The following is a 26,416-nucleotide window of genomic DNA, read 5'->3' as shown; positions in this document are numbered from 1 at the left end:
CCCTGCGCATTGCGCAGGGCTTGTCCGTATCTATTACTGGGAGAGACGCGAAGCCAGGTTGTACAGCTCCAGGTCGAAATCCTTCTTCGTATTGACAACCTTGTCGATATCCGTAAGCACAAGCTCGCCATTGATGATGCCGCATGCTTTACCCGATTCGCCTTCGATCAGCTTGCGCACAGCGAAGTCGCCAAGCCGGCTCGCCAGATTACGGTCGGCCGGTGTAGGGCTGCCGCCGCGCTGAATATGTCCGAGCACCGTTACGCGCGCATCGATCGAAGCGTGGCGATCCTTGAGCGCCTGGGCGATGTCTTCGCCTTTGCCTACGCCTTCGGCCACGATAACGATACTGTGACGCTTGCCTTTGGCAAAGTTCTCCCGCATGCGGTCGGCGACCTCGTCAAGCTCGAACGGCATTTCCGGAATGAGAATCGTCTCCGCTCCGGAAGCGAGTCCCGAATGCAGGGCGATATCGCCGCAGTGACGTCCCATGACCTCAACAACAGAAGAGCGTTCGTGGGAAGACATTGTGTCGCGCAGCTTATTGATGGCGTCAACGACGATGCTGACCGCCGTATCAAAGCCGATGGTATAGTCGGTGAAAGAAATATCATTGTCGATTGTACCCGGCAGCCCCATTGTCTTGATGCCGAGCTTGCTCAGCTTGTTGGCACCGTTGTAGGAACCATCTCCGCCGATTACCACAAGGCCGTCGATGCCGTATTCACGCAAAATATCGGCGCCCTTCTGCTGGCCTTCTGGCTTCAAAAACTCCAGGCATCGCGCGGATTGCAGGATCGTGCCGCCCCGCTGGATAATGTCGCCTACGCTGCGGATATCCATCGGGAAAATATCCCGATTCAGAAGCCCTTGGTAGCCGCGTTGAATTCCGTACACCTCAACTCCGAAAAAAAGAGCGCTGCGCACAACTGCGCGGACAGCGGCGTTCATGCCTTGCGAGTCTCCGCCGCTTGTCAAAACTGCGATTTTCTTTACTTCTGCCATACGAATGGTTTCCTCCTTAGAATGCTAATACAAATGCTTGCGTATCCACCGGCTGTTGACAAAGAAAAACAGTCTCGTCAGAGGGCTTCTCTTCATCAGCCTTCTGGAGACAGAGCGAACCTCCCGCTGTTCGCTGACTTTCGGATCGGATAAATACAATGCCAGCAGCCCCTCGATGACCATGCGGTGCAAGGGAGTCTCAGGTATGTTCCGAACATCATTTCGTGCCCACTCCACGATTGAAGCAATCCGATTCAGCATGGTATCCGTATTGTCGTAGTAATTGCAGAAATTGAGATCGCCGCCGGCGCGGTCTTCATCCTGATCGATCAGATAATCCAGCATAATATGCAGACAGCATAAATGCGGGAAATATCCTGCTCGAATCAATGAAGCGTCCGGCTTACTAAGCCTGGAGTCGCAGGAAGCCAGGAACAGCATGAAAATCCCCAGCGTCGAACCCGTTGCCGCCGCAAATTCATTCCAATGTAACCGCGGCGCCCTGCTTCGATTCTCCTCCCACCATTCCTTAAGCGCAGCTTCCCTCAAATCATGACGGATATGCTTATAGACCTGGAGATCCGTGTATAAACTTGCCAGTCCGGAAATCTCTGAAGCTGCGGACGCGTATCCGGGAAGCTTTGAGATCATTTCCTGGCAAGTGCGCACCAGCCGGTACAGATATCCGCCGTCATCTTGTTCGCTGCGGAGCGCGTAATAATTAACCGGTTCAGCTCCCGGTGTAATCGCATCCAGCATTGATTGGTGCAGCAGCCTGAAGTCTTCGGCATTCATGGAAGTGCTGCGGTCGCACAGATTGTCCAAATAATCGCTTATCGTCTGATAGGCGACAATCAGCGGGATAAGAATATGCCTCATCGGCAAATTGCCCGCTGCATATACGCCTCCGCCTTCGCAATGAAACTGCTTCGTTTCTATACTTGCGAGCGCTTGCTTCCGAAGCTCGGGATCGGGAATCCCTTCCGCATCCTTACGCCAGACATTAAGGCAGTTCCGTACCTCAGGGAGCACGTACTTGTAGACCCTGCTCATTAATCCAATCGGGCCGCGCGGACTCAGGGAACGGCCTTGCTCAAATTCACTCAATGACGGTGCCTCCACATTGTTGTCTCCTTATCCAAATCATACTCATTATAATATGATCCAAACGTTTGTACAAACAAGAAAATCACTCGCAAATTTTCATAAATTTTCATGAGTAACGCAAATAGGTACACAATTAATCATTACTATATGATATACTAACCGTATTTCATCTTTAGAGGAGTGCTTTCATGAATTTAACCGTCAGCTTATGCTTGCAACCGTCCCTTTGGCAAATTTCAGGAGGGGTGCAGCTATGAAGCGAAGAGACGGAAGCTTCACAGGCCAAAACTGGCTGCGTTCGTTCATGTTCACTATTTACGGAACCAGCGTACTCGCCATATCCTATTTCCCGCTCTTTTACAGCCATTTGGGATTTAGCAGCGCTCAAGTCGGCTATTTATATTCCCTTGGCCCGCTGATTTCAATTCTCTCCAACCTGTTCTGGAGCATGATCAGCGACCGGCTTGGCACCATTCGTAAAATTATGGTCATTCTGCTAGGCGGCCAGCTTGGTGCAGCGGTTATGTTGTCCCAGGCGACCGAGTTTTCCTCGGTTATGGTTATTCTGTCCTTCTTTTACTTCTTCTATTATCCTGTTTTTCCGCTGTCAGATACCATGGCAATCAAAATCGCGGAAAGACTTGGTCGGAACTTTATCACGATACGCCTGTTCGGATCGATAGGATATGCTTTTTTTGCTCTGACGATCGGATATCTGCTTAGAGCACTTGGCACATCGTGGAGCGTATATCTCTGTATCATTATCATTTTGATATCTCTGTTTACAGCATGGATGCTTCAGGATACGAAACCGGAGAAACGCAGCAGCACAATAAATAACTCCGAAATGGAAGTCACGCCACAGACAGGGAGCAAATCGGAAGGCATAAGACAGATTCTTTTTAAAAAGGAAGTTCTCTGGTTCTTCGGCTGCGTATTCTTACTTGCCCTGGGGCACCGGATGAACGAGGCTTTCCTGACGGTGAGCATGAAGCAGCTTGGAGCCGGGGCCGAACTGATCGGCTGGGCATTGCTGGTCTCCGCCCTAAGCGAAATTCCTGTACTGTTCCTGCTCGGAAAATACGGCGACCGATTCAAGGAGCTGCCTCTGCTCGCGTTGGCGAGCCTGATGTACGCCATCAGGTTTCTGCTCATGGCCTCCGTTCATCATCCGGGCGGTATGATCGCCATTCAGCTCATGCACAGCATCACGTTCGGGGTCTTTTATGTAACGGCCGTACGCTATATTACGCGCATTATTCCGGATCATCTGCGTGCGACCGGAATGGCTATTTTCACCATCATCTGGTCCAGCGTATCGGGACTGCTCAGCGGAACGTTCGGGGGGATGATATTTCAGGAAGCGGGACTTGCGCCGTTCTACCGGGTCGCGATGCTGCTCTCTATTGTTGCCTGTGCCGGGTTCTTCGCAAAATACTGGCTCGAGTCGGACGGCGAATTTTCGCTTACTCCATGGAAACGGCTCAGCCGGGCGAAACGCCCGAAAGTGCCTGCTGCCCAAACCTCTGCCGAAGCTTCTCACCTGGAAGAAGTTACGCTATAATAGACTAAGCAGCAGGTGTTAGTACCTGGTAACAATATTGGAAGGGGCATTTATGCAAATGACTTTTGACGATTTCAAGCAGCTGGCTCAGTCCCGCCGCAGTATCCGGGATTTCAGCGATGAGGACGTGCTACCGGAAGACGTTAGGGATATTATCGATTGCGCCCGCTTTGCTCCCAGCGACACCAATTCGCAAACCTGGGAATTTATCGCCGTGATGAACCGCGACAAGATTAAAGCAATTGAAGCCTTCACCTGGAAACGGCTGGATGAAATTGCGGCTGCGGCGGAGACCCGGGGACTTGCTCGGGAAGCCAAGCTGATGGTGAAGTCGTTCGGCCCCTACGCTACCGCATTCGGGAACGCCCCGGCGATGATTATTTGCCTGGCCACCCCCTACACGTCCAAATTCCGGGAACGGATCTTTGATCCGGTTCAGTTCGGTAACCCGGAAATCTGGGCCGAGGAAGGAATCAAGAGCAGCTGCCTGTCGGTTCAAAATCTGATGCTCGCCGCTCACGCCAAAGGGCTGGCCACCTGCCCGATGACCGGTCCCGTGCTGCTGGCAGAACAGGATCTGAGGGAATACCTGAACATTCCCCATGACCGGCAGATCAACATGGCTGTTGCGCTTGGACATCCCGCCGCTAAGCCCAAAACGATTGCGCGCAAAGAGATCGATGAGATCCTGACCTTTGTCGAGTAAATTCCCGCACCCGCGAAAAGAGCCCCGCGTCTCCTTAAAGAGAGCTGCGGGGCTTTGAATTTTTTAAATAAAGGCTATGTTAAATTCTAATGTTTTTATTGATTGTCTTCGTCGCTTTTGTACTCCAAAATATCACCTGGCTGACAATCCAAAGACTTACAAATCGCTTCTAATGTTGAAAAACGAACCGCTTTTGCTTTCCCATTTTTCAGAATGGAGAGATTCGCCATAGTAATTCCAACCCTCTCCGAAAGCTCCGTTACGCTCATTTTCCGTTTTGCTAACATCACATCAATATTAATGATAATTGTCATATCCCCACCTCAGACCGTCAAATCATTTTCTGATTTTATGTTAATCGCTTCTTGTAGAAGCCGTTGGAGGATAGCAGCAAAAACAGAGATAACCAACGAAGCAAAAATGATGATTAGCCCCAAAAATCCAATAGGAGGGTCAACTTTCTTCGCTATCAAACGAAAGAGTGGCAAACCTAATACATACAAACCACTGATTGTAATCGCACAGCACTTTATGTTCTTTAACGCCTTTACAGATAATTCCGAGAAGGCTGTGTTCTCGTCAATGTACCGTAATAGATTGAAAGCCTGATAGAGAGCAAAGTAAAACGGCACAGCCGCTCCATACATCACAATGAAAACGAAATATTTCATTAGGACAATATTGGGATACAATTTTGCTGCGAAATTCGCTATATGGGGCACTAAAAATATACACAAAGCAAGCACTGCAATTCCAGCCAGAAAAATAATTACCTTTAAGAACGTGGTTGAACCTCGTTTAACATTCATTTAAAACACCTCCTCCACCTAATAGCAGCATGATTTTAGCATATTATTTATCGTATTACAATAAATTTATATTGTTTTTATTATACTATTATTGTTATTTAAATATCCTTTGAATTTTGACAAAAATAAAAAGCATTTCTCATTAGAAAGAAATGCTCTTACTTTAAAATGTTAAATTCGAGGTTTAACATAGCCTAAATAAAAAACACAGTCCCCTCTCGAGAACTGTGCCTTGAGTTATACATGGTTGGATAACGCCTTGTTAAAAGCCTACCATATCAAGTATATTCAGAGCGAAGGGCTATCCCTTCCGCCTTGTCTTACAGTTTAATTACGTTAGCTGCTTGAGGGCCGCGGTTGCCTTCAGTGATTTCGAATTCAACGGATTGACCTTCTTCCAAAGTCTTGAAGCCGTCTCCTTGGATTGCGGAGAAATGAACGAATACGTCTTCGCCGCCATCAACTTGGATAAAACCGTAACCTTTTTCTGCGTTAAACCATTTTACTGTACCTTTCAAGTGAACAACCTCCTAAAAATACCGCCATATATGGCGAATATCTACATTATACTTTAATCTTCCGGTCAAAGCAATGCATCTTTATGATTCGCCCCAAATGATTTGCTTTTCCCTTCTCCGGTGCGTTATCATTTACCAAAAGCCAATTATCGCCAGGGTGGGACTACTATGATCAAAAAACACGAAATTTATAAAACAGACAAATGGAATATGATGACGGTGGAGGTTCAGGGCCGCTACATCATTCTACGGGAAATATCGGACCAATGGGGTGAAGAAACGCATACATTCCTCAGCCGTCCCGCCATGATGCAATGGGTAAATAACCGGTTCAACAAGGATTCCTTTAAAGATAACCCGGAAGAGTACAGCCGCATCATTGAAGCGTTCAAGCAGGTATAGACGTGAACAACGAAAGTCTTGCGATTTATGTTGTCGCTGTCCTGTGCCTGGGAGCCGTGCTGATTATGAGCAAGGATCGCCTCGCCCCCAAATTGAGAAGGAGCATGGCGCTTATCACGGTTATTATGATTGCGCTGGCGTTTGTGTTCGTCATCGTCGATTTGCTGACGTGACGCTCCGGAGAGTCCGCTAAGAGACAAACAGCGCAGGAATAGATTCATAATTGCGGGGTGCCGGGGAATAATAGGCGGACCTTTAGTCTAGAGGAGGCCGCCGCCATGCCATTCGCCGCCCGATCCCTGTTATTGCTGCTTGCGTTCGGCCTGCTGCAGGGGAGCTTCTCCTCCGCAGCGGCCGGGCGGCAGCCCGCGCAATCATCATCCCATCTTTTAAGGAGGATTCCCATGGAACAATTATTGAAGAGAAACGAAGTGCCCGAAGAGCACCGCTGGAAGCTTGAAGATATGTTCGCTTCGCAGCAGGAGTGGGACAAAACTTATGATCAAGCGAAGCAGCTGATTGAGGAAGCCTCCAAATTCCAAGGCAAACTCAGCACCGCTGCTGCGCTCAAGGAATGCTTTGAACTGGACGACGAATTGTCGCTCAAGACTGAGCGTCTGTATGTATACGCCCATATGCGTCAGGATGAAGACACCGCCAATCCAGTCTATCAGGCGCTCTCCCAGAAAGCGAAGAAGCTCAGCGTAGACGCCGGGGAAGCTCTCTCCTATGTGACGCCGGAAATTCTGGCGCTGCCGGTGGAGAAGCTTGACGAGTTCATCGCCGATCCTTCGCTGGCGGATTATACCTTTACACTGACCGAGATGAAGCGCCAAAAAGCTCATGTGCTGTCCAAAGCGGAAGAAGCGCTGCTGGCGCAGGTCGGCACGCTGTCCCAGGCGCCGCAAAATATTTTTGGCATGCTGAACAACGCCGATCTCAAATTCCCAAAAATCAAAGATGAGTCCGGCAAGGAAGTCGAACTGACCCACGGCAGCTACATAAAGTTCCTTGAGAGCCCGAACCGGGAAGTCCGCAAGAGTGCCTTTACGGCGGTATATAACACGTATGCCAAGCAAAAGAACACGATCGCCGCAACGCTCGGCGCGAATGTGAACAAGAATGTCTTTTACTCGCGGGTGCGCAAATATCCTTCCGTTCTGGAGATGTCTCTGTTCGGCGACAACATTTCCGAAGAAGTCTATACGAACCTCATCGACACGATCCATGAGAGCCTGCCGCTGATGCACCGTTATATGAAGCTGCGCCAGAAGCTGCTTGGCGTGGATGAGCTCCATATGTATGATCTGTTCGCGCCGCTGGTGGACGAATACAAGCTGGACATTCCTTTTGAAGAAGCCAAGAAAATTACAAAAGAAGGCCTGAAACCGCTGGGCGAGGATTACTTAAAGGCGCTCCAGGATGGATACGACAACGGCTGGATCGACGTCTACGAGAATGAGAACAAGCGCACCGGAGCATACAGCTGGGGAGCCTACGGCACGCATCCGTACGTGCTGCTGAACCACAACGACAACCTGAACAGCATGTTCACGCTGGCGCATGAAATGGGCCACGCCCTCCACTCGTACTATTCGGATAACGCGCTGAAGTACCGTGACGCCCAATATACGATCTTCCTTGCAGAGGTGGCTTCCACAACGAACGAGGCGCTGCTCATGCATTATTTGCTGGAAAAGTCGACCGACAAGAAGGAAAAGATGTATCTGCTCACCTACTACGCGGATCAATTCCGCACAACGGTGTTCCGTCAGACGATGTTTGCCGAGTTCGAAAAAATCGTTCACGAGCGCGCCGAGAAGGGCGAATCGCTCACTCCGCAGGATCTGTCGGCGATCTACTACGATCTGAATCTCAAATATTACGGCAAGGACATGGTCGTGGACAAGGACATTGAGATGGAATGGGCGCGGATTCCGCATTTCTATAACAGCTTCTATGTCTATAAGTACGCGACGGGCTTCTCGGCGGCCACCAGCTTCTCCAAGCAGATTCTGGAGGAAGGCAAGCCGGCGGTCGACCGTTATCTCGGCTTCCTGAAGAGCGGCGGCAGCGACTATTCGATCAATATTCTGAAAAAAGCAGGCGTCGACATGTCCTCGCCGCAGCCGATCCGCGAAGCGATGAGCGTCTTCGAGAATGTGATCGAGCAAATGGAAGAGTTGACGAAGTAAAGCGGCATCGCTGCGGCTTACAAGTTGCAAGTCCATGTCGTCCCTTGCCCCTTTTTGGGGTAAGGGATTTTATAATGTAAAGCGGCCCCAAACCTAAAAGATTCGCAAATGCTTGAGGAGGTATTTACTAATGAGAATGCAATGGTCAATAATTTTCGGACTGATTTTTGCGCTGCTGATTGCCCTGTTTGCGGTCATCAACGTCGATCCGGTGCAGGTGAACTTCGGTTTCAGCATCGTATCTCTCCCCCTGATCCTGGTCATACTCAGCTGTGCGCTGATCGGAGGGTTAATCGTGGGCTTATACGGCATTTTCCGCCAGTATAAACAGCAGAGAAAGATCAAATCCCTGACAGCGGAGCTCACGCAAGCGCAGGAGAAAATTGCCACACTTGAGGCGGCAAGCACGGTGAGTGCGGTACCCGAATCCGTTTATCCTGAAGGAACAAGCACGTTTAATTAGACAGGAGGGCTTCCTTTGTCCATTTTTACGATTCAGCCCAATGAAGATTATATCCTGGGTATTCTAAAAAAGCTGCTGGAAACGCCTAGCCCAAGCGGCTTCACCCATGCCGTTATGAAGCTGGTCGCCGAGGAGGCTGCCGCGCTGGACGTAAACCTGTCCTGGAACGAAAAAGGCGGTCTGATCCTGAGTGTGGACGGCCTCGATCCTTCCCGCATCGTCGGACTGAGCGCCCATGTCGATACGCTCGGGGCGATGGTCCGCTCCATCCGCCCGGACGGCACTCTGCGGCTGACCTCCGTGGGAGGCTTCACGATGTACAGCATCGAGAATGAATACTGCGTCATTCACACCCGTAGCGGAAAGACTTATACGGGAACGATTCTGTCGACGCGTCCTTCCGCCCATGCCTACCCCGCTGATGCCCGTGATATCAAGCGCGTGGAAGAAAATATGGAGGTCCGCATCGACGAAGTCGTCTCAAGCAAGGACGATGTGCTGAAGCTGGGCATCGCGCCCGGGGACTTCATCTCCTTCGACGCCCGTCCCGTATTCACGCCAAGCGGGTATATCAAGTCCCGTCATCTGGACGATAAAGCGAGCGTCGCCGCCCTGCTTGGCCTGCTGGAAAGTATTAAGCGCGAAGGCTGGAAGCCGCTGCATAATCTGTCTCTGCTGATCTCTAATTATGAAGAGGTCGGGCACGGCGCTTCCTGGATTCCCGGCGAAATCAGCGAATTGATCGCTGTCGATATGGGCGTCCTGGGCGACGATTTGAGCTGCAAGGAGACCGATGTCTCCATCTGCGCTAAGGATTCCACCGGCCCGTACGACTACACGATGACCGGAAGGCTCATCGAGCTGGCACAAGGCCTCGGCATCCCCTATGCGGTCGATGTATATCCGCACTACGGCTCGGACGCATCCGCCGCGCTGCATGGCGGCGCGAATATCCGGGCCGCATTGATCGGCCCCGGCGTGCACGCTTCCCATTCCATGGAGCGCACACACAAGCAGGCCGTATTCAACACGGCCAAGCTGCTTGCGGCTTATGTGGGAGCGAACTGAATCCATATTTCCATGTGTCTCCACTCCTAATCTGTTGTATTAAATCAAATCTTCTTATGTATGATCCGCTCTGAGTAAATTCAAACGAAATATGGCGAACTAATTGCCGGAATAAGAAAAACCTGCACACCCCAGAAAGGTTGTGCAGGTTTTTTATTTTTGTAAAGCGGTTCTTGATTTATTGGGCTGGATAAGCCGCAGCCGCAGCGCAGAAGCGCTCCAGCGCCTTTTGCAGAATCGATCTCGGGCAGGCCATATTGATCCGCAGATACCCTTCCCCTTCGCTTCCGTACACCGATCCTTCGTTGAAGGCAACGCCGGCCTCCTCATACATCAGCTTTTTCAATCCCGCTCCGTTTAGGCCCAGCTCGCGGCAGTCGATCCACAACAGATAGGTCGCCTCGGGCTTCATAGGCTTGACTTGCGGCAGATGCTCGGCCAGATAAGAAATGGTGTAGCCAATGTTGCCGTCAATATATGTGATCAGCTCGTCGAGCCATTCGGCCCCTTCGTTATAAGCCGCTTCAACCGCATCCTGGGCGAAAAAGCTGGCCATGTGCAGACTGAGCGCTTTGATCCGCGTCTCGAATTTCCGCTTGATTTCCGGGTTCGACGCTACGATAAAGGAGGAATGAATGCCTGGCAAATTAAAGGTTTTGGTTGGAGCCAGCGCCATCAGTGTAATGTCTGACAGTTCCTTGGACAGCGAAGCGAACGGAATATGCTTATGCCCGGGCAGCGCCAGGTCGCAGTGAATTTCGTCGGAAACGACGATGACGCCATACTGCAGGCAGAGCTCGCCGAGCCGAAGCAGCTCCTCGCGCTCCCACACTCGTCCTCCAGGATTATGCGGGCTGCACAGCAGCAGCAGCTTTGCGCCGCCTTTCATCAGCCCTTCCAGCTGCTCATAGTCCATCTCATAGCGTCCGTTCCGCAGGATCAGCGGATTGTCGGCTACTTTGCGGTCATTCATTTTGATGACATCGTAGAAAGGATAATAGACCGGCGATTGCAAAATTACCTCGGCCCCCGGCTCGCTGAACAGCTCGACCGCAAGGCTGAGTGTAGTTACGATGCCTGGAGACTGGGCGATCCATTCCTTCGATATTTCCCAGTCGTGGCGGCGCTGGAACCATCCGGTGATGGACTCTATGTATGAGCCGCTGGGGACGCAGTATCCATAGATACCGTGCTCGGCGCGGCGAACCAGCGTTTCTTTGACAGCCGGAGGACTCTCGAAGTCCATATCCGCCACCCACAGCGGTAATATATCCTTGCTTCCAAACAGTTTCTCTGCCTGGTCCCATTTGTAGGAATGGGTATTTCTCCGGTCCAGGACACGGTCAAAATCATACTTTGTCAATGCACTCACCTCGTCTTTAAATTATCTTATCTTAATCCGCCGACAGACCCGTTACGATTTGTTCGCGATTTTCTCCGCCAGTTCGTTCAGGTACGTCCAGCGCTCCATCAGCCGCTCTAGTTCGGCCTCGGCCCCGCGCTGCTCCTCCACCAATTCCTGAAGCTTCGCGGAATCAGCGTAGGCCGCCTCCATCTGCGCCGCAATGGTGCTTAACCGCTGCTCGGCCCGCTCGACAAGACCGTCTATCTCCTCATACTCCCGTTGTTCCTTGAACGAAAATTTCAGCTTTTCCCGGGCCGGCGCCTGAGTGCTGTTCCCTTGAGAAGATTGGCCTCCTTCGCTCCGCTTGACCGCCGTATTCTCTTTACCGTCGGCCACGGAACTACGAACCGGCGCATTCTTCGCCAACCACTCCTCATATTCGCTGTAATCGCCGACATGAACACGGATATTGCCGTCCTCGAACGCGATGATCTTGTCCACCGTCCGGTCCAGGAAGTACCGGTCATGGGAAACGGTCAGCACGACTCCCGGAAATTCGTCCAGGTAATCTTCGAGGATGGCGAGCGTGCCGATATCCAGATCGTTCGTCGGCTCGTCCAGCAGCAGTACATTGGGGGCGCTCATCAGGATGCGCAGAAGATACAATCTTCTCTTCTCTCCACCGGACAGCTTCGAGATCGGGGTCCACTGCATCGCCGGCGGAAAGAGGAAGCGCTCCAGCATTTGGGCTGCCGTAACGGTGGAGCCGTCGGCCGTCCGCACGACCTCCGCCTCCTCCTTGATATACTCAATCACCCGCAGCGAATCGTCCATGTCCTGATGCTCCTGGGTGAAGTACCCGAGCTTCACGGTCGGACCCAGCACCACCTCGCCGCTGTCCGGCTGAAGCTTGCCGGCGATCAGGTTCAGCAGCGTCGATTTGCCGCTGCCGTTCGGGCCGACGATTCCGACGCGGTCCTGAGGGACAGCGATATAGCTCAATTTATTGATGAGCGTCCGCCCGTTCCGGGAAATCGTCAAATCTTCAATTTCAAGGATTTTACGCCCCAGTCTTGTCGAGGCGGCGGAAATCTCCAGCTGGCTGCCGGAGGATACAGCCTGCTGATCCTTCAGTTTCTCGAAGCGGTCGATTCTCGCCTTCTGCTTCGTAGACCGCGCCTTGGCGCCCCGTCTAATCCAGGCGAGCTCATTACGCAGCAGGTTCTGCCGTTTCTGCTCGGAAGCGGCTTCCCGCTCTTCGCGTTCGGCCTTCAGCTCGAGGAAGCGGGAATAGTTCGCTTCGTAGCGGAACAGTCTTCCCTGATCAAGCTCCAGCATTACGCCTGCTACCCGCTCCAGAAAGTAGCGGTCATGCGTGATCATCAGCAGCGCGCCGCGCCGCTTCTGCAAATACTGCTCCAGCCAAGCGACCGAGGAGGTGTCAATATGGTTGGTGGGCTCGTCCAGGATAAGCAGCTCCGAGGGAGTAATCAGGGCCGCCGCCAGCGCGACCCGCTTGCGCTGGCCGCCCGAGAGCGTCTCCATGCGCGCGTCGAACTGCTGGATGCCCAGCTTGGAGAGGACGCTTTTCGCTTCGCTCTCCAGATGCCAGACTCCCGCGGCGTCGATCTCCTGGCCAAGACGGATCAGCTCATGCTCAAGCTCAGCATTTCCCGGCTGGGCTTCCAGCCTTGCCGCCGTCTCCATATACTGCCGCATGACAGCCAGTTCCGGATTGTTCCCGGCAAATACCTGCTGGAGCACGGTGTTGTTCGGTTCATAGGGAGGGTTCTGCGCCAGATACTGCACGCGAACATCATTGCCGATGGCAATTTGCCCCTCGTCGGGACTTTCAACCCCGGCGATAATCCGCAGAAGCGTCGACTTGCCCGTCCCGTTCACGCCGATGACACCGATTTTGTCGCGGTCTTCCATTCCGAAGGACGCGTCCTGGAACAGCACTTTTTCTCCGTAGCTTTTGACAAGGTGCTCTACGGTCATAATATTCATAGTTGTTGTTCGCCTTCCCTTTATATTTCGAACTTAAAAGTCAAAACAGACCGCCGATCAGGAGCGCCACGGCTCCTCCGACGATTGAACTGACCGCGTTGACGGCATCGTTACCCATCCACCGCCAGCCTCTGTGATGCACCGCCGGGCGGCCGCAGTGGACCCCGCTTTCCACCTCGCGCCCGCATACGTCGCAGCGGTTCATCTGCTGAACCGTTGCGCCGAGTAGCGAATCGGCAAAAGCGCCGGCGAGCCCTCCAAGGAGTCCTGCGGCCACCAGAGCCGTGAACGACGGCCCTTGCATTCCCGCCAGCTGCTGAAGGACCCACGAAACCGCCCCAATCATGGCGGCGCCTGCCGCAGCCGCAAGTGTCCCAGGGAGCGAAACGCCGCCGGAGGCGCCGGTCGGAAGCTTCCTGCCGGTCAATACCGAGCGGGGAGGCTTGCCGCTCAGGGTACCGATTTCGGTCGCCCACGTATCCGCGGTCACAGCCGCCATTACGCCGACGAAGAGCAGCTCCCACTCGGACCGGGGATATACAGCGCTAAGCAGAACAAGCAGCATGCCGAGACCGCCATTAGCGAATACCTGGCCTGCATCCCGCCTGCCCGTCTTCGCATAGGAACGTTCCAGCTCTTCCTTGTGCTCGGCCTTCAGTTTCGACAGCAGGCTGGAGGAGATAAAGAACAGCAGCAGGATCCCGAACCAAAAGGCGTTGCCCGCACCAAAATATATGGCGCCCATAACCACGGCGGCAAGCATGCCGGAGAGGCTAAGCGATCCCTTGCGATAAGCCGCTCCGGCAACGAACAAGGCGCCCAAGACGCCGATTACCCACTGCATGGCATCAGCTCCAATACTCTGTCCCAAAATTCCGTTATCCGATCAGGCAGCTGCCCAACAGCCGGTCGCCCCAATACAGCTCGAACGAATCGCCCGGAAGGGTGGGACCGACGCCTGCAGGCGTGCCGGTGAAGATCACATCGTCTTTGCCCAGCCCGTAGCGGGTGCCGATGAAATCCACAATGGTCTGCAGCGAAAAAATCATATTTTTCACATTGCCCCGCTGCACTTCTTCCCCGTTCTTGCGGACCGTGAAATCAGTATTCTCCAGCTCTTCCCTCGAAGGGAAAGCGATGAAGGGGGACAGAGGCGCGGCATTCCGGAAGCCTTTGGCGGGCGTCCAGGGAAGTCCTCTTTTTTGCAGATCGTTATGAATGTCCCGGAGCGTGAAATCCAGGCCCAAAGCCATTTCATCCACCAGCTCTTCCACACTTATGCCCGGAACATAGTCGCGCGCGATGCGCAGCACAAGTTCCCCTTCATAATCCACTTTTCCAGAACCCTGAGGCAGCTGAATGGTTTCTTTGTCGAGAGGAACGGCGGCATGAGACGGCTTCAAAAAAATAAGCGGCTCCGCCGGAACCTGATTGCCAAGCTCCTCCGCATGAAGTTTGTAGTTTCGTCCCACACAGTATAAGGTCTTTACAGCAGCGCACATTGACATTCAGCTCTCTTTCCACTCGATTTGTATATTTATTCATACTCCCAAAAACGTATCGCCCCATATATCCGGGCGGTTCGTACATATCATTATATCAGAATGCATGTCCGCAAGGCGACGCATCTCTTTCGCTTTGTTCACCGTCCAGGCCATGAGCCCCACTCCGCGGGCCGACATAAACCGGGCAAGCCCTGGAGTCAGACGGGAGAATGCGATAGACAAAAAAGAACATCCCAGCTCCCGCACACGCCCCGCCGGATCGCCCCATCTGGAGTCGAAGATCAGTCCGCGGCGGACAGCCGGATCGGCCTCCTGGCATCTTTGCAGCGTGCCGGTATCGAATGAGGTCAGCACCACGTCTTTGCTCATCCCTTTGGAGGCCAGCAGCTGCGTTACGGTCTTTTCGATGCCGGGGTACAGGTTGCCCGCATTTTTCAGCTCGATATTCAGCCGCATCCGTTCTTTGGACAGCTCCAGCACTTCCTCCAGCGACGGAATCCTTTCTCCCCGAAAAGAGCGATTCTTCCATCCCCCTGCGTCCAGCCGACGCATTTGGCTCCAATCCATATCCTTCACTTTGCCGTGACCGTTGGTAGTGCGGTCCAGACTGTAATCATGGATCACGACGGGCACCCCGTCTCTCGTCAGCTGAACGTCGATTTCCATCCAGGTCACATACGGAAGCTCCATCGCCATACGGAATGCGGCCAGCGTATTCTCCGGAGCCTTCCCGGAAAATCCCCGATGGGCGACGCACAAGTTGTTCATCAAAGAGCAGCCCTCCCGAAAAATAGCCCCCGCAAAGAACAGGCCTGCTTCGAAGCCTGCCCCAAATTAGCGGGGACCCCCGATAAAGAATAAGTTCCTTTTTCTATGGTATTGAAAAATCCAACAATTATTAACGCCCGGCCTCTGTCACGCGGCCCTCTTCGTCAATTTTAACCTTGCCGCCGGACAGCGATTCGACCCGCTTCAGCAGCTTCTGCCCGTCAGCGGCGCTCATCGGCACCGGCTGGCCCAGTTCGGCGTCTACAGGCTTAAGCTTGATCCCGCATTGTCCATTGGCGCTGCAATCGGCCTGAAATACGGCTGTCTCCCAGGTTGTCTTCAAAGCGGACCTTGTAAAAATAAAGTTGCCCGTGCTGTACGCGATCCATTTTCCTTTGTACGGCTCAAGACCCTGCAGGACATGGGGATGCCCTCCGATGACAAGATCCGCCCCGGCGTCGATAAAGCTCCGGCCCAGCGACTGCTGAACCGCATTCGGTTCATCCATCCGTTCCTGTCCCCAGTGGACGACGACGGCGACGATATCCGCTTTCTTCCGGGCATCGGCGATCGCCTTCAGCGCCGGGGCGCTGTCGTATACGGAAGCTACGCCGGGCTTGCCAGCTCCGGCAGCCCATCCGGCTTCGGGTATGACCCGCGTAAAGCCGAGCAGGGCGATGGTGATTCCTTTGCGCGTATAATATTGCGCCGAATAGGCCTGGCCGGCGTCCACTCCCGCCCCAACGAACGATATGCCTCTGGACTCCAGATTATCCAGCGTATCCCGTAGTCCCTGCTCGCCCATATCGAGCGTATGGTTGTTCGCCAGATTGACGGCGTCCACGCCCGCCGCCTTCAGCGCGTCCAGAGCCTCCGGAGCCGACTTGAACACATAGGTCTTGTCGGCCTCTGCACCCCGGACGGTGACAGGCGTTTCCAGATTGACAACCGACAGATCGTCCTTCTGGAACAGGCCGTTCAGGCGGGCATACGGATAATCGTAGCCCTTCTGCTTCAGCAGCTCGCCGACTTTGCCGGCAAAGATGACGTCTCCGGCAAAATTCAGCGTCACCGTGCGGCCGCTTCCGTCCTGGCCATCGGACGGCCCGGCCGTCTGACCGCCTCCTTCTTCGGCAGCAGGGCTGCCGTCAGGCGCCGCGGCCGAAGCTCCGCCCCCCGTAGAGGGCGTGCTGCCCGCGTCGGTTTCGGCCGGCGGCGTCCCGCCCGGAGACGGGTCCGCCGCCGGTGTGGCGGACGGCAGCGGCTCCCCTGACGGAGCTGAAGGCGCTCCGCCAGCGGTCCCGGGCTCCGCGGAGGGACCGGTTCCCGCTTCAGCCGATGCTTCCGGGGATGCCTCCGGCGAAGCGGAAGCCGCCCCCATGCCGGAAGGAGGAAGGTTTCCGCCTTTCTCTCCGGTGTAGAAGAAATAAAACAGCATAACCGAAATCAGCACCAGCAGACTGAGGTTGATCCACGTCCAGATCCGGTTTCTTTTCTGCTTTCTGGTCGTTTTGCTCCTTTTTCTGCTGGATCTAGGGGAATACATGTCGGACTCGAACTCCTTTTTCTGCTAAACTCGCTCTATTATATCATATCAATTAATCTTGCTCGGCCGGTAACAAATAAACGGCGAAGCGCGGGCAGAACCCTCGCTTCGCCGTCAATCCAATCTAAATCCAATAACAATAGAAAATTAGTTCAGTTCTCCCGCAGGCCTTCGGCCGCCGCCTTCGCCGTCAGCTTCGCAAACTTGATGCAGTCCGGCATGCCAATGCCGTCATACCCTGCGCCAAAGACATACACACCGGGCAGAAGTGCCGCAAGGTCGTTTCGTAGTCCGGCGATATTCGAAGGATGTCCGACCGGATACTGCGGCATCGAGTTCGGCAGACGCGTAATTTCCGTGAACAGCGGTTCGGCCGTAACGCCCATCACCTCGCGCAGATCTTTGCGCACCAGTTCCTCCAGCGCAGCGTCCGGCAGCTCCACATTCTGCTCGTCGCCCGAACGCCCCACATAACAGCGAAGCAGCACTTTACCCTCGGGGCTTGTGTGCAGCCATTTCGCCGAGGTCCAGGTGCAGGCCGTAATATTGCGCCCCTCCTTGCGGGGAACGAGGAAGCCAGAACCGTCAAAATTGCCGTCCATCTCCTCGCCGGAGAAGGCCATAACCACGTTGGCGACCGACACGTAGTTCACCGCGTCCAGCGAGGACACATCGACATGAGGCCGCAGCAGCTCGGCCGCTGCAAAGTTGGGCACGGTGATGTAAATATCATCCGCAGGCAGCAGCTCGCCGGTTCCCAGCTCAACCGCGTAACGCGGCTGCGGAGTATCAGCCGCTTCGGGATAGCCGTCCTTGGTTCCGGCCGCTTCAGTGAAGGTATCGGCTATCCGGTCGTGAATGGCCACGACGGCCGCTTCCGTACGCTGCTCCACATCATGCAGCTCATGCACAAGCGCATGGACGAGGCTTTGCAACCCCTGGCGGAAAGTGAGGAACATGCTCTTTTTGGCGCCGGTATGCGTCTCCTTAGGCTGTCTTCCCCTCAGCATTCCGCGAATCAGGCTGCCGTACTGCCGCTCCATCTCGCCGAACTGCGGAAACGTTGCCTGCAGGCTGATCTTGCGCATATCCGCCGCATAAATACCGGCCAGCAGCGGTTCCGTTAAATTCTCCAGCACTTCGGTGCCGAAACGACGCTCAATCAGCTCTCCAAGCGGCTCGTCCTCCTCCGACCGCCGGGGCGGAATGACAAAGTCCATCAATGCGCGCAGCTTGCCGGGAAAGGACAGGAGCTTGGTGCCGACAAAAGGCTTGAGGTCCGTCGGAATGCCAAGCACAAGGCCCGCTGGCATCGGCTGCAGCTTGCCCCGCTGCAAAATATATGTTTTTTTGGCGTTAGGATTCGTTGTCACCAGCTCATGATCGAGCTCCAATTCCCTGGCGAGATCGCTCATTTCCTTCTTACGGGCCAGGAAGGAATCGGGTCCTTTTTCGATAACGAAGCCGTCCTTGTGCAGGGTCTCGATTTTCCCGCCGAGGCTGCGCTCTTTTTCAAGAATAATGATCTCCGGATTAACGCCGGCTTCCTTATAAAATTTGCGGACGTAAAAAGCGGTGCTTAATCCGCTCAGCCCTCCGCCGATAATGACGACCTTGCGTGAAGTTCCGTTCATGAACGCCCCGCCTTCAGTTCCCCCGCCCGGGTGCGCACCACGTCGCTTAGCACAGCGATAAAAGCAGGGTCGCTGTTCAGCGATTCGATCCGCAGCAGGCGCATATCCAGCTCGCTCGCCACGGCCTGGGCTTCGATATCCAGATCGTACAGCACCTCAAGATGATCGGATACAAATCCGATTGGGGCGGACAGGACGTATTCCACCTGTTCCTTGCTCAGCTCGCGGAGCGTATCCAGAATATCCGGCCCGAGCCAGGGCTCCGGCGTTCTTCCAGCGCTCTGCCAAGTGAACTGCCAGGAGGTAACGCCAGCCTGTTCGGCAACGGCCTTCGAGGTTTCCAGCAGCTGGTCCCGGTACGGATCACCCATATTAAGAATCCGCTCCGGCAGGCTGTGGGCGCTGAAGAGCACCCGTACGTCTTCCCGTTTCGCGCCCGCCTCTTCATATTGGTCCAGCTTTGCCGACACGCGGCGGCTCAGGGCGGCGATCAGCTGCGGATGAAGATGGTAGCTTTCCACAAATACCATTTGGATGCCCAGACTCTCCGCTTTTTCCCTGGCGCGCTTTATGTAGCTTCCGACGCTCATGACCGAATAATGCGGCGCGAGGACGATCCCCACCGCATGGTCGATTCCGCTCTCCGCCAGCCGCTGCACCCCGTCCTCAATGAACGGATGCGCGTGCTTCAGCCCCTGAAAGCATATATATTCGATCGCTTTATCTTCATTATCCCGGTTCAGCGCTTCTTGCAGCGCCCCGGTCTGCCGGTCCGTATGCTCCCTCAGCGGAAATACGCCGCCGGTGATGGCTTCATATCGGCCCTTCAGCTCCTTCAACTGTTCATCAGATGGCGGATTGCCGCGCCGGATATGCGTGTAATAAGACTCAACACCCTCCAGGCTTTCGGGAGTGCCGTATGACATGACGAGTACGCCGATTTTGGTTGTCAAAGCAGGAATCACCTCTTAGCGAATTAATGATGTGCGAATAGTTAGGAGTGCGGCTGTGCTGCTTTCCGCAGCGCCAGCGCTTCCCTGGAATAGCCGTGGATGTACTCCGTCAGCTCGCGCAGCTTCTCCAGAGACGCCTCGGGGAACAGGCCATGCCCCAGGTTGAACACGTAGCCGGGTTCCTGGATGCCTTCGTCAATCAGCGCTTTGGCGCGCTCTTTGATAAGCTCCATCGGAGCAGTCAGGAGATAAGGGTCCAGATTGCCCTGCACCGCGAATCGCCCTCCGGTTCTGCGGCGGCCTTCGGCCAGCGACACCCGCCAGTCCAGACCGATCACATCCGCTTGAAGTCCGGAGAGAGTCGGCAGCAGTTCCCCCGAGCTTACGCCCGGAAAATAAATTTTGGGCACATCCAAATCCGATAATTCGGCAAAAATACGAGTGATCGTCGGCAGAACGAAGATTTCAAAATCCTGCGGCGACAGCGCTCCAACCCAGCTGTCGAACAGCTGGAACGCTTTGCCTCCGCTGCGGACATGAGCCCGCAAATAGGCGATGACCATATCGCCCAGCTTGTCCATCAGCTTTGCCCATACAAGAGGCTCGCTGTACATCAGCTCCTTGGTGCGGATATAGCTTTTGGAAGGTCTGCCTTCGATCAGGTAGCTCGCGATCGTGAAGGGAGCGCCGGCGAACGTGATCAACGGCACCTGGAGCTCCTTGTCCAGAATCGCGATTGTCTCCAGAATATGAGCGAGATCGCCTTCCACGTCTACTGGCCGCAGCCGCTCCACGTCGGCCGAGCTTCGGATCGGCTGTTCGATGACAGGTCCGATATTTTTGACAATGTCGAACTCGACACCGATGGAGGCTACCGGATTCATGATATCGGAATATAAAATGGCTGCATCCACACCCAGCTTGCGCACCGGCATCATCGTAATTTCGGCCGCCAGTTCGGGTTGTCTGCTGATTTCCAGCAGCGAATACTTCTCTTTGATCGCCCGGTATTCGGGATCGTAGCGGCCGGCCTGCCGCATATACCATACGGGGACGTGCTCCGTCTCCTGCTTCCTGCAGGCGCGGATAAATGTATCGTTATAGGTCATGATAAAGTCTCCATATGTTTTAATTAAAATTTTCTCAAAATATATTATGCCCTTTTTAAAAGAATGTAACAACCGTCACACCTTACAAGGCATGACAATTCCTTGACAACGGCAAAAATGCGTCTCAAGTTGGGCAGAAAAATATGGTATACTTTTGGAATGTCATCTTCGTGAATGATCGCGTAAGTTGAAAGGATGTGAAAGCACATTGAAAAAGTGGAAATCCTGGGAACCTTGGCAGATCAATCTCTATGTGCTTTGGTTTGGACAATTTCTTGTCAATGCGGGGATGACGATGATTACCCCTTTCCTGTCCCTCTATCTGGCCAAGAACCTCGGTGTGCAGGGAAACGCCGTCGGGATTTGGGCCGGTATCATATTTTCCGCCAACTTTATGACCTCGTTTCTGTTTCAGCCGCTGTGGGGCTCGCTCTCCGACAAATACGGCCGCAAAATCATGCTGCTGCGCTCCGGCTTCGGCATGGCGATCGTCATCTCGCTGATGGGCTTTGCGCAGACGCCCTGGCAGCTGCTCCTGCTGAGGCTGCTCAACGGGACGATCTCCGGGTTCAATCCCGCCTCCATCTCGCTCGTCTCGGGTACGGCGCCGAAGCATCGGATGGGCTTCGCCATGGGCCTGATGCAGTCCGGCTCTGTGGCCGGAACGATTCTCGGACCGCTGATCGGCGGGCTGCTCGCGGACTGGATCGGATTCCGTCCTATTTTTTATGTAATCGGCTTGCTGCTGTTCATCGCTTCTCTGCTCGCCCTGTTTCTGGTCAAAGAGAACTTCAACCGCGAGGAAGCCGCCCACAAGCCGCAAGTTTCCACATTTGAAGGGCTTAAGGATCTCATCAAGGTTCCGCAGCTTCCGGCGCTGTTCGCCGTCACCTTTCTGATCCAGTTCGCCATGATCAGCCCGATGGCCCTGCTGCCGCTCTATGTCGAGAGGCTGCATGGGACCGCTGTTAACATCGCGTTCTGGGCAGGCGTTGTCAGCGCTGTCACCGGAGTCTCGAACATGCTCGCCTCGCCGGTGCTCGGCAGGCTCAGCGACAAGGTCGGCGCCCACCGTATACTAACCTACGCCCTGATTGGCGCTTCATTGTTTGTTATTCCGCAGGCGTTCGTCAGCAGCGTCTGGCAGCTCATCTTCGTCCGTTTCTTGATGGGCGTCTTCATGGGCGGACTTCTTCCGAGCGTGAACGCCTTGATCCGTTCTTATACACCGGACGGCAAGGAGAGCCGGGCCTTCGGCTTCAACAGCAGCACGCTGGCCCTCGGCAATATGCTAGGGTCGCTGATAGGCGGCTTTCTGGCGGGCTATATTGGCATTGAAGGGATATTCATCGTTTCCGGCGCCATGCTGCTGATTAATACATTATGGGTACGCATGATGTTGTACAAGGCTACCCCGATCAGGCTGTTCCGCTAAACCGCAGCCCAGGCCATCCGCAGCTTATACTATTTCACCATCGCCAGAGCCAGACCGTCATAGGCGGGGAGCAGCGTGCTGGTCAGGCGGCTGTCGCTTGCGATCATTTCGTTGAAACGGCGCATCGCCTGCACCGCCGGTCCGTTCTTGTCCGCGTTCAGCGTCCGGCCGCGAAGAAAAATATTGTCTCCGGCGATAATCGCCCCCGGATTGGCAAGCCGGATCGCGTACTCCAGATAGTTCGGATAATTCTCCTTGTCCGCGTCGATAAAAAAGAAATCAAAGGTCCGGCCTTCTTCCTGGAGTTTGGCCAAACTGTCCAGTGCGGGCCCAGTGCGATATTCCACGATGCCACCGAACCCCGCCTGCTCCAGATGGCGGCGGGCCATTTCAGCGTATTCTGGCTTCAGCTCCAAGGAGGTCAACGTTCCGCCCGGAGCGAGCCCGCGGGCAAGGCAAATCCCGCTGTAGCCGCCGAGCGCCCCGATTTCAAGCACGCTTGACGAACGGGACAGCGAGACGAGCATGCCCAGCAGCCTTCCGTAGCCCGGAGCAATCGACACTTCGGGCATGCCGCCATTCCGGATGGCTTCCTTTACCGACAGCAGAAGCTCATCCTCTTCATAGAGCCTCTCGCTGTATTGTTCCTGATTGAAATATTGCTCCTGATTAAGCATGTCAGTTCTCCTTTTTATCGCTTTCTTTATTCTGATGCAGGCATTCGGTCACTCCGAACGCAGGCTGGACGTTGTGATACGTCCTTCCTTCACCTATACTTAGAACGTATTAATTTCTGTGAGAAACGGGTACCGCGCCTGATTATTAGGGCAAAATGTTTCTTATCGATTGTAACGGCAATACGCACATCCCTACAAGCAACGGAGTTGAGATTCTTGAGTAAACTACAATTGATTGCCACCGCCCCGATGGGGCTCGAGGCTATCGTCGCGCGCGAATTAAATGAAATGGGCTATGAAACGGTTACCGAGAACGGCCGCGTTCACTTCAGCGGAGATGTCATCGACATTTGCCGCTGCAACCTGTGGCTGCGCACCTCAGACCGGGTTCTGATCAACATGGGACAATTTCCTGCCAAGACCTTTGACGAGCTGTTTGAAGGCGTCAAAGCGCTTCCCTGGCAGGATTGGATTCCTGAACACGGCGAATTTCCGGTGGAAGGCCGCTCGCACAAATCGCAGCTCAGCAGCGTTCCGGCCGCGCAGGGCATCGTCAAAAAAGCGGTCGTCGAGAAGCTGAAGCAGTATTACCGCACCGACTGGTTCCCCGAGAACGGGCCGCGCTATGTCATCGAGGTCACGCTGCTGAATGACATCGCGCTGATTACGCTGGACACCACCGGTCCCGCGCTGCATAAGCGGGGCTACCGCAAGCTGGTTACGGAAGCGCCGATCAAAGAGACTATGGCCGCCGCAATGCTGAAGCTCAGCCGCTGGAGCGGCAGCCGCCCTCTGTACGACCCCTGCTGCGGGTCGGGCACGTTTCTGATCGAGGCGGCCATGATGGCCTGGAATATCGCGCCCGGCCTCCGGCGCTCATTCCCGTCCGAGCATTGGCCGGCGATCCCGCCGGAAGCGTGGCAGACGGCTCGCGAGGAAGCTTTCGACGCCGTACGGGACGACATTCCGCTGCAGCTTGCCGGCAGCGACATCGATCCGAAGGCGATTGAAGTCGCGCAGGCCGCCGCGAAGAGCGCGGGTCTGTCCGGCGAGATCGCCTTCTCCGTCCTGTCCGCCGCCAAAGCAAGGCCGGAGGGCGATTACGGCTGCATCATCACCAATCCACCTTATGGGGAGCGGCTGAGCGATGATAAAGAAGTGGAGAAGCTCATCCGCCAATTCGGACAGATGATGCTCCATCTGCCTAACTGGTCCTTCTTCGCCATCAGTCCTTCCAAGCAGTTCGAGCACTACTTCGGACGCAAGGCGGACAAGCGGCGCAAGCTGTATAACGGACGGATCGAGTGCCAGTATTATCAGTTCTTCGGTCCGCTTCCGCCAAGAGCGCCGAAGAAGGAAACGGATGAAGCCTAGTTGAACCGGCCCGGATACAATCGGATTCAGTCGTTTGAGAGCGAAGGACAACCGACGGGCCGGGCATAAGCGCTAAAATACAGGCAGGCTGCGATATCCCCGCAGCCTGCCTGTTTCTTTTTGTGCAATCGTCCTTCTCAGAAATCAACCTCGTCCGGATGTCTGCCGATGCGTTCCCCGGTATCCAGCGTATCGATGGCGTTCATTTCCTCCTCAGACAGGTTGAAATCGAAGATTTCGCTGTTCTCCTTGATCCGGGAAGGCGTTACCGATTTCGGAATCGTGACGATGTCATGCTGCAGCTCCCAGCGAAGGATGACTTGGGACACCGATTTGCCATGCATTCGCGCGATGGATGTAAGAATCTCGTTATCCTGCAGTTTTCCTTTCATAAGCGGGGCCCAGGCTTCGATCTGGATATTGTTCAGCAAGCAGAAATCATGCAGCGGCCGCTGTCTTAGACGGGGATGCAGTTCCACCTGGTTCACGACCGGAACGGTATGGCTGTCATTCATGAGCGACTCCAGATGATGAATCTGGAAGTTGCTGACGCCAATCGCGCGCACGCTGCCTTCTTCGTACAGACGCTCAAGTGCACGCCACGTATCCTTGTATCTGTTCACTCCGGGCCAATGAATGAGGTACAAGTCGATCACTTCCAGCCCCAGCGCCTCCCGGCTCTTCTCAAAAGCGGCCAGCGCCCGGTCATAGCCCTGATCGTCATTCCATACCTTGGTTGTGACGAATACGTCTTCTCTGCGCAGACCGCTGGCCCTGATGGCCCGTCCCACTTCCTGCTCGTTCCCGTACAGGGACGCCGTGTCGATGGCCCGGTAGCCGAGCTCCAGCGCCGCTGTCACCGCACGTTCCACCTCATTGCCTTCCGCTTTATACGTTCCAAGGCCGTAGCATGGCATGGCGACGCCGTTGTTCAGCAATATGGTATCCGATAGCTGCTTCATTTGCATTGCTCCTTTCTATGTAACACGCACCATTTGATACAACAAAGCTATTATATCACGCTTGACTTTATTGCCAACCTGTCCGCATACCGGTTAGGAAGGAGCACCGTCGATTGCTGCCGTACCGTTCCCGAAGCAAAAAGGCCGCTTCACAGCTTAAGCTGTGAAATCGGCCTTCATCCATAACGGCGCTGCTCCGACTTCAGATGGAGACCGCACGTTCCAAATATTACTCTTTGACAACGGGGCGCTTCACAAAAGGCTCCGCTTTCTTTAGTACCTCGTCCTCGGTCGGAGCGCTGACGTAGCGCCCGTTGATATAAATGAACGCACGCTTGCCGCACGGACCGCAGTAGGACTTGCAGCCGATTTTGATCTCGGCGTCCGGCGCCATTTTACGGAGCTTGGGGAGCACGCTCTTGATGCTCATATGATTGCATTTGTCGCAGATGCGTATATCGTTAGCCATTGCAGTTCCCTTCTATGCGCGATCCAATCTGTCCAAGCCTCCTATGGGCCGGATTAGTGGTCGCCGTGATTGCCTTTGGACGGATTGGTAATGACAAAGCCTTCCTGCGGAAAATACAGATAATCGACCTTTACTCCGTCAAGCAGCGGCTGGCCCTTCTCCAGAATAACGTCAATTTCCTTGTCGGTTGGAATAACTTCGTCGTTCTCCTTGGGCGTGTCCAAATCGAGGCCGTAGTGGGCATGATCGCCGTGCGCGTGGGTAATCAGCACCCGCAGCTTGAGATCCTTGTTTTCTTCCAGGTCCATCTGTTTCTTTATAACTTTAGCCGCGTTGCGGGTAATTTTCACATTCATGATCCGTCCATCTCCTGACAACTGGATTTAAATACTCGGTAATCTATTTTAAAGGATAACAGCCGCATTTTGCAACCATTCATGCCTCGAATTTTATCTTCCGCTGCGGAGTGACGGGTATTTGCGGTCCATTCTGGAAACGAACCAGGCCATAAGCAGCATCGATACGCCGATATCGTCAACCGGCATAAAAGGCATGACATCGGGAAGCACCCAGTACAGTAGAGCCGGAATTGTGAACAGGAGCTTGTCCCCTATCGCAACGCGGGGGGAGCTCAAATACTTCCAGGTGCCCCGCAGCACGGTGGACCAGCCTTTCAGCGACAACAGCTTCTTCAGTTTCACCTTCTGCCTCCTTTCCGTAGAAAAGGGTACGGCCGTTTAACAGCTTTTACGCGAAGTTACGGCCATACCCTCTGCATTAGATTACGCAGAT

General features: G+C 54.4%; 28 protein-coding genes. 9 read left to right on the top strand and 19 right to left on the bottom strand.

Going from position 1 to position 26,416, the window contains the following annotated elements; translation table 11 throughout:
* Positions 1–33: 33 nt before the first annotated feature.
* Both pfkA and PSAB_RS09855 read right to left on the bottom strand, forming a co-directional pair.
* Entirely contained in the window at positions 34–1,005 is a 972-nt protein-coding gene (gene pfkA / locus PSAB_RS09860; RefSeq protein ID WP_025334416.1) for a 6-phosphofructokinase, read from the bottom strand.
* Positions 1,006–1,029: 24 nt separating this feature from the next.
* On the bottom strand, positions 1,030–2,112 hold the full coding sequence (locus PSAB_RS09855) for a tetraprenyl-beta-curcumene synthase family protein (RefSeq protein WP_025334415.1): 1,083 nt from the start codon (positions 2,110–2,112) through the stop codon (positions 1,030–1,032).
* 253 nt (positions 2,113–2,365) lie between these two features.
* Between PSAB_RS09855 and PSAB_RS09850 the strand changes: the two genes are divergently transcribed.
* Positions 2,366–3,676, top strand: coding sequence for an MFS transporter (locus tag PSAB_RS09850; protein ID WP_025334414.1), 1,311 nt, complete (start codon positions 2,366–2,368; stop codon positions 3,674–3,676).
* A gap of 58 nt (positions 3,677–3,734) precedes the next feature.
* Positions 3,735–4,382: a nitroreductase family protein gene (locus tag PSAB_RS09845; protein ID WP_025334413.1), complete on the top strand. Its 648-nt coding sequence runs from the start codon at positions 3,735–3,737 to the stop codon at positions 4,380–4,382.
* 95 nt (positions 4,383–4,477) lie between these two features.
* Here the strand turns inward: PSAB_RS09845 and PSAB_RS09840 are convergent, their stop codons facing one another.
* The 3 genes from PSAB_RS09840 to PSAB_RS09830 all read right to left on the bottom strand — a co-directional run bounded on the left by PSAB_RS09840 (position 4,478) and on the right by PSAB_RS09830 (position 5,709).
* A complete protein-coding gene (locus PSAB_RS09840; protein WP_025334412.1) occupies positions 4,478–4,696 on the bottom strand; it encodes a helix-turn-helix domain-containing protein in 219 nt (72 codons plus the stop codon).
* 9 nt (positions 4,697–4,705) lie between these two features.
* Positions 4,706–5,191 carry a DUF2975 domain-containing protein gene (locus tag PSAB_RS09835; RefSeq protein ID WP_025334411.1) on the bottom strand — a complete coding sequence of 162 codons (486 nt, stop codon included), beginning with the start codon at positions 5,189–5,191 and terminating at the stop codon, positions 4,706–4,708.
* Between the two features lie 320 nt (positions 5,192–5,511).
* Complete coding sequence (locus tag PSAB_RS09830; protein WP_025334410.1) at positions 5,512–5,709, bottom strand: cold shock domain-containing protein; 198 nt, start codon at positions 5,707–5,709, stop codon at positions 5,512–5,514.
* Positions 5,710–5,877: 168 nt separating this feature from the next.
* On the opposite strand from PSAB_RS09830, the gene PSAB_RS09825 reads away from it, so the two are divergent.
* The 5 genes from PSAB_RS09825 to PSAB_RS09805 all read left to right on the top strand — a co-directional run bounded on the left by PSAB_RS09825 (position 5,878) and on the right by PSAB_RS09805 (position 9,837).
* Positions 5,878–6,111: a hypothetical protein gene (locus tag PSAB_RS09825; RefSeq protein WP_025334409.1), complete on the top strand. Its 234-nt coding sequence runs from the start codon at positions 5,878–5,880 to the stop codon at positions 6,109–6,111.
* 2 nt (positions 6,112–6,113) lie between these two features.
* Positions 6,114–6,284, top strand: coding sequence for a hypothetical protein (locus tag PSAB_RS25915; protein ID WP_038595739.1), 171 nt, complete (start codon positions 6,114–6,116; stop codon positions 6,282–6,284).
* A gap of 231 nt (positions 6,285–6,515) precedes the next feature.
* The gene (pepF, locus tag PSAB_RS09815) at positions 6,516–8,306 is read left to right on the top strand and encodes an oligoendopeptidase F (RefSeq protein ID WP_025334408.1); all 1,791 of its coding nucleotides are present in this window, start codon (positions 6,516–6,518) and stop codon (positions 8,304–8,306) included.
* A gap of 130 nt (positions 8,307–8,436) precedes the next feature.
* Positions 8,437–8,769 carry a LapA family protein gene (locus PSAB_RS09810; RefSeq protein WP_025334407.1) on the top strand — a complete coding sequence of 111 codons (333 nt, stop codon included), beginning with the start codon at positions 8,437–8,439 and terminating at the stop codon, positions 8,767–8,769.
* 21 nt (positions 8,770–8,790) lie between these two features.
* Positions 8,791–9,837 (top strand): M42 family metallopeptidase, encoded by a 1,047-nt coding sequence (locus tag PSAB_RS09805; RefSeq protein WP_025334406.1) that lies wholly within the window; start codon positions 8,791–8,793, stop codon positions 9,835–9,837.
* A 178-nt stretch (positions 9,838–10,015) separates the two neighbouring features.
* On the opposite strand, the gene PSAB_RS09800 is transcribed toward PSAB_RS09805, so the two are convergent.
* The 9 genes from PSAB_RS09800 to hemE form a co-directional block, all read right to left on the bottom strand.
* Positions 10,016–11,200: a MalY/PatB family protein gene (locus tag PSAB_RS09800; RefSeq protein ID WP_025334405.1), complete on the bottom strand. Its 1,185-nt coding sequence runs from the start codon at positions 11,198–11,200 to the stop codon at positions 10,016–10,018.
* A gap of 51 nt (positions 11,201–11,251) precedes the next feature.
* Positions 11,252–13,192: an ABC-F family ATP-binding cassette domain-containing protein gene (locus PSAB_RS09795; protein WP_025334404.1), complete on the bottom strand. Its 1,941-nt coding sequence runs from the start codon at positions 13,190–13,192 to the stop codon at positions 11,252–11,254.
* A 40-nt stretch (positions 13,193–13,232) separates the two neighbouring features.
* On the bottom strand, positions 13,233–14,036 hold the full coding sequence (locus PSAB_RS09790) for a DUF92 domain-containing protein (protein ID WP_025334403.1): 804 nt from the start codon (positions 14,034–14,036) through the stop codon (positions 13,233–13,235).
* 34 nt (positions 14,037–14,070) lie between these two features.
* Positions 14,071–14,694: a fumarylacetoacetate hydrolase family protein gene (locus tag PSAB_RS09785; RefSeq protein ID WP_025334402.1), complete on the bottom strand. Its 624-nt coding sequence runs from the start codon at positions 14,692–14,694 to the stop codon at positions 14,071–14,073.
* Positions 14,695–14,733: 39 nt separating this feature from the next.
* Complete coding sequence (locus tag PSAB_RS09780; RefSeq protein ID WP_025334401.1) at positions 14,734–15,465, bottom strand: glycerophosphodiester phosphodiesterase; 732 nt, start codon at positions 15,463–15,465, stop codon at positions 14,734–14,736.
* A 130-nt stretch (positions 15,466–15,595) separates the two neighbouring features.
* On the bottom strand, positions 15,596–17,011 hold the full coding sequence (locus PSAB_RS09775; protein ID WP_025334400.1) for a CapA family protein: 1,416 nt from the start codon (positions 17,009–17,011) through the stop codon (positions 15,596–15,598).
* 152 nt (positions 17,012–17,163) lie between these two features.
* On the bottom strand, positions 17,164–18,645 hold the full coding sequence (gene hemG, locus PSAB_RS09770) for a protoporphyrinogen oxidase (RefSeq protein WP_025334399.1): 1,482 nt from the start codon (positions 18,643–18,645) through the stop codon (positions 17,164–17,166).
* Positions 18,642–19,598, bottom strand: a complete 957-nt coding sequence (gene hemH / locus PSAB_RS09765) for a ferrochelatase (protein ID WP_025334398.1) — start codon at positions 19,596–19,598, stop codon at positions 18,642–18,644. The genes hemG and hemH overlap by 4 nt, the downstream gene beginning before the upstream one ends.
* A 41-nt stretch (positions 19,599–19,639) precedes the next feature.
* A complete protein-coding gene (gene hemE, locus PSAB_RS09760) occupies positions 19,640–20,707 on the bottom strand; it encodes a uroporphyrinogen decarboxylase (protein ID WP_025334397.1) in 1,068 nt (355 codons plus the stop codon).
* Positions 20,708–20,915: 208 nt separating this feature from the next.
* Here hemE and PSAB_RS09755 point away from each other — a divergent pair, with 208 nt between their 5' ends.
* Positions 20,916–22,142 carry an MFS transporter gene (locus tag PSAB_RS09755; RefSeq protein WP_025334396.1) on the top strand — a complete coding sequence of 409 codons (1,227 nt, stop codon included), beginning with the start codon at positions 20,916–20,918 and terminating at the stop codon, positions 22,140–22,142.
* Between the two features lie 29 nt (positions 22,143–22,171).
* Here the strand turns inward: PSAB_RS09755 and PSAB_RS09750 are convergent, their stop codons facing one another.
* Positions 22,172–22,819, bottom strand: a complete 648-nt coding sequence (locus PSAB_RS09750) for an O-methyltransferase (protein WP_025334395.1) — start codon at positions 22,817–22,819, stop codon at positions 22,172–22,174.
* 216 nt (positions 22,820–23,035) lie between these two features.
* Here PSAB_RS09750 and PSAB_RS09745 point away from each other — a divergent pair, with 216 nt between their 5' ends.
* Complete coding sequence (locus PSAB_RS09745; protein WP_025334394.1) at positions 23,036–24,193, top strand: THUMP domain-containing class I SAM-dependent RNA methyltransferase; 1,158 nt, start codon at positions 23,036–23,038, stop codon at positions 24,191–24,193.
* Positions 24,194–24,330: 137 nt separating this feature from the next.
* On the opposite strand, the gene PSAB_RS09740 is transcribed toward PSAB_RS09745, so the two are convergent.
* The 4 genes from PSAB_RS09740 to PSAB_RS09725 form a co-directional block, all read right to left on the bottom strand.
* A complete protein-coding gene (locus tag PSAB_RS09740; RefSeq protein ID WP_025334393.1) occupies positions 24,331–25,155 on the bottom strand; it encodes an aldo/keto reductase in 825 nt (274 codons plus the stop codon).
* A 229-nt stretch (positions 25,156–25,384) separates the two neighbouring features.
* Positions 25,385–25,624: a YuzB family protein gene (locus PSAB_RS09735; protein ID WP_025334392.1), complete on the bottom strand. Its 240-nt coding sequence runs from the start codon at positions 25,622–25,624 to the stop codon at positions 25,385–25,387.
* A 53-nt stretch (positions 25,625–25,677) separates the two neighbouring features.
* Positions 25,678–25,980: a HesB/IscA family protein gene (locus PSAB_RS09730; RefSeq protein WP_025334391.1), complete on the bottom strand. Its 303-nt coding sequence runs from the start codon at positions 25,978–25,980 to the stop codon at positions 25,678–25,680.
* A gap of 93 nt (positions 25,981–26,073) precedes the next feature.
* Positions 26,074–26,325, bottom strand: coding sequence for a hypothetical protein (locus PSAB_RS09725; RefSeq protein WP_025334390.1), 252 nt, complete (start codon positions 26,323–26,325; stop codon positions 26,074–26,076).
* Between the last annotated feature and the right edge of the window lie 91 nt (positions 26,326–26,416).

It is taken from the genome of Paenibacillus sabinae T27 (assembly GCF_000612505.1).
In the GTDB taxonomy this organism is placed as follows: Bacteria; Bacillota; Bacilli; order Paenibacillales; family Paenibacillaceae; genus Paenibacillus_AQ; species Paenibacillus_AQ sabinae.
This window is presented reverse-complemented; position numbering and strand designations above follow the sequence as displayed.

Bases quoted from the DNA above. Each gene is read 5' to 3' on its own strand.
- pfkA (WP_025334416.1), bottom strand. From the start codon at position 1,005: ATGGCAGAAGTAAAGAAAATCGCAGTTTTGACAAGCGGCGGAGACTCG.
- PSAB_RS09850 (WP_025334414.1), top strand. From the start codon at position 2,366: ATGAAGCGAAGAGACGGAAGCTTCACAGGCCAAAACTGGCTGCGTTCG.
- PSAB_RS09845 (WP_025334413.1), top strand. From the start codon at position 3,735: ATGACTTTTGACGATTTCAAGCAGCTGGCTCAGTCCCGCCGCAGTATC.
- PSAB_RS09840 (WP_025334412.1), bottom strand. From the start codon at position 4,696: ATGACAATTATCATTAATATTGATGTGATGTTAGCAAAACGGAAAATG.
- PSAB_RS09835 (WP_025334411.1), bottom strand. From the start codon at position 5,191: ATGAATGTTAAACGAGGTTCAACCACGTTCTTAAAGGTAATTATTTTT.
- PSAB_RS09825 (WP_025334409.1), top strand. From the start codon at position 5,878: ATGATCAAAAAACACGAAATTTATAAAACAGACAAATGGAATATGATG.
- pepF (WP_025334408.1), top strand. From the start codon at position 6,516: ATGGAACAATTATTGAAGAGAAACGAAGTGCCCGAAGAGCACCGCTGG.
- PSAB_RS09810 (WP_025334407.1), top strand. From the start codon at position 8,437: ATGAGAATGCAATGGTCAATAATTTTCGGACTGATTTTTGCGCTGCTG.
- PSAB_RS09795 (WP_025334404.1), bottom strand. From the start codon at position 13,192: ATGAATATTATGACCGTAGAGCACCTTGTCAAAAGCTACGGAGAAAAA.
- PSAB_RS09790 (WP_025334403.1), bottom strand. From the start codon at position 14,036: ATGCAGTGGGTAATCGGCGTCTTGGGCGCCTTGTTCGTTGCCGGAGCG.
- PSAB_RS09785 (WP_025334402.1), bottom strand. From the start codon at position 14,694: ATGTGCGCTGCTGTAAAGACCTTATACTGTGTGGGACGAAACTACAAA.
- PSAB_RS09780 (WP_025334401.1), bottom strand. From the start codon at position 15,465: ATGAACAACTTGTGCGTCGCCCATCGGGGATTTTCCGGGAAGGCTCCG.
- PSAB_RS09775 (WP_025334400.1), bottom strand. From the start codon at position 17,011: ATGTATTCCCCTAGATCCAGCAGAAAAAGGAGCAAAACGACCAGAAAG.
- hemG (WP_025334399.1), bottom strand. From the start codon at position 18,645: ATGAACGGAACTTCACGCAAGGTCGTCATTATCGGCGGAGGGCTGAGC.
- hemE (WP_025334397.1), bottom strand. From the start codon at position 20,707: ATGACCTATAACGATACATTTATCCGCGCCTGCAGGAAGCAGGAGACG.
- PSAB_RS09750 (WP_025334395.1), bottom strand. From the start codon at position 22,819: ATGCTTAATCAGGAGCAATATTTCAATCAGGAACAATACAGCGAGAGG.
- PSAB_RS09740 (WP_025334393.1), bottom strand. From the start codon at position 25,155: ATGAAGCAGCTATCGGATACCATATTGCTGAACAACGGCGTCGCCATG.
- PSAB_RS09735 (WP_025334392.1), bottom strand. From the start codon at position 25,624: ATGGCTAACGATATACGCATCTGCGACAAATGCAATCATATGAGCATC.
- PSAB_RS09730 (WP_025334391.1), bottom strand. From the start codon at position 25,980: ATGAATGTGAAAATTACCCGCAACGCGGCTAAAGTTATAAAGAAACAG.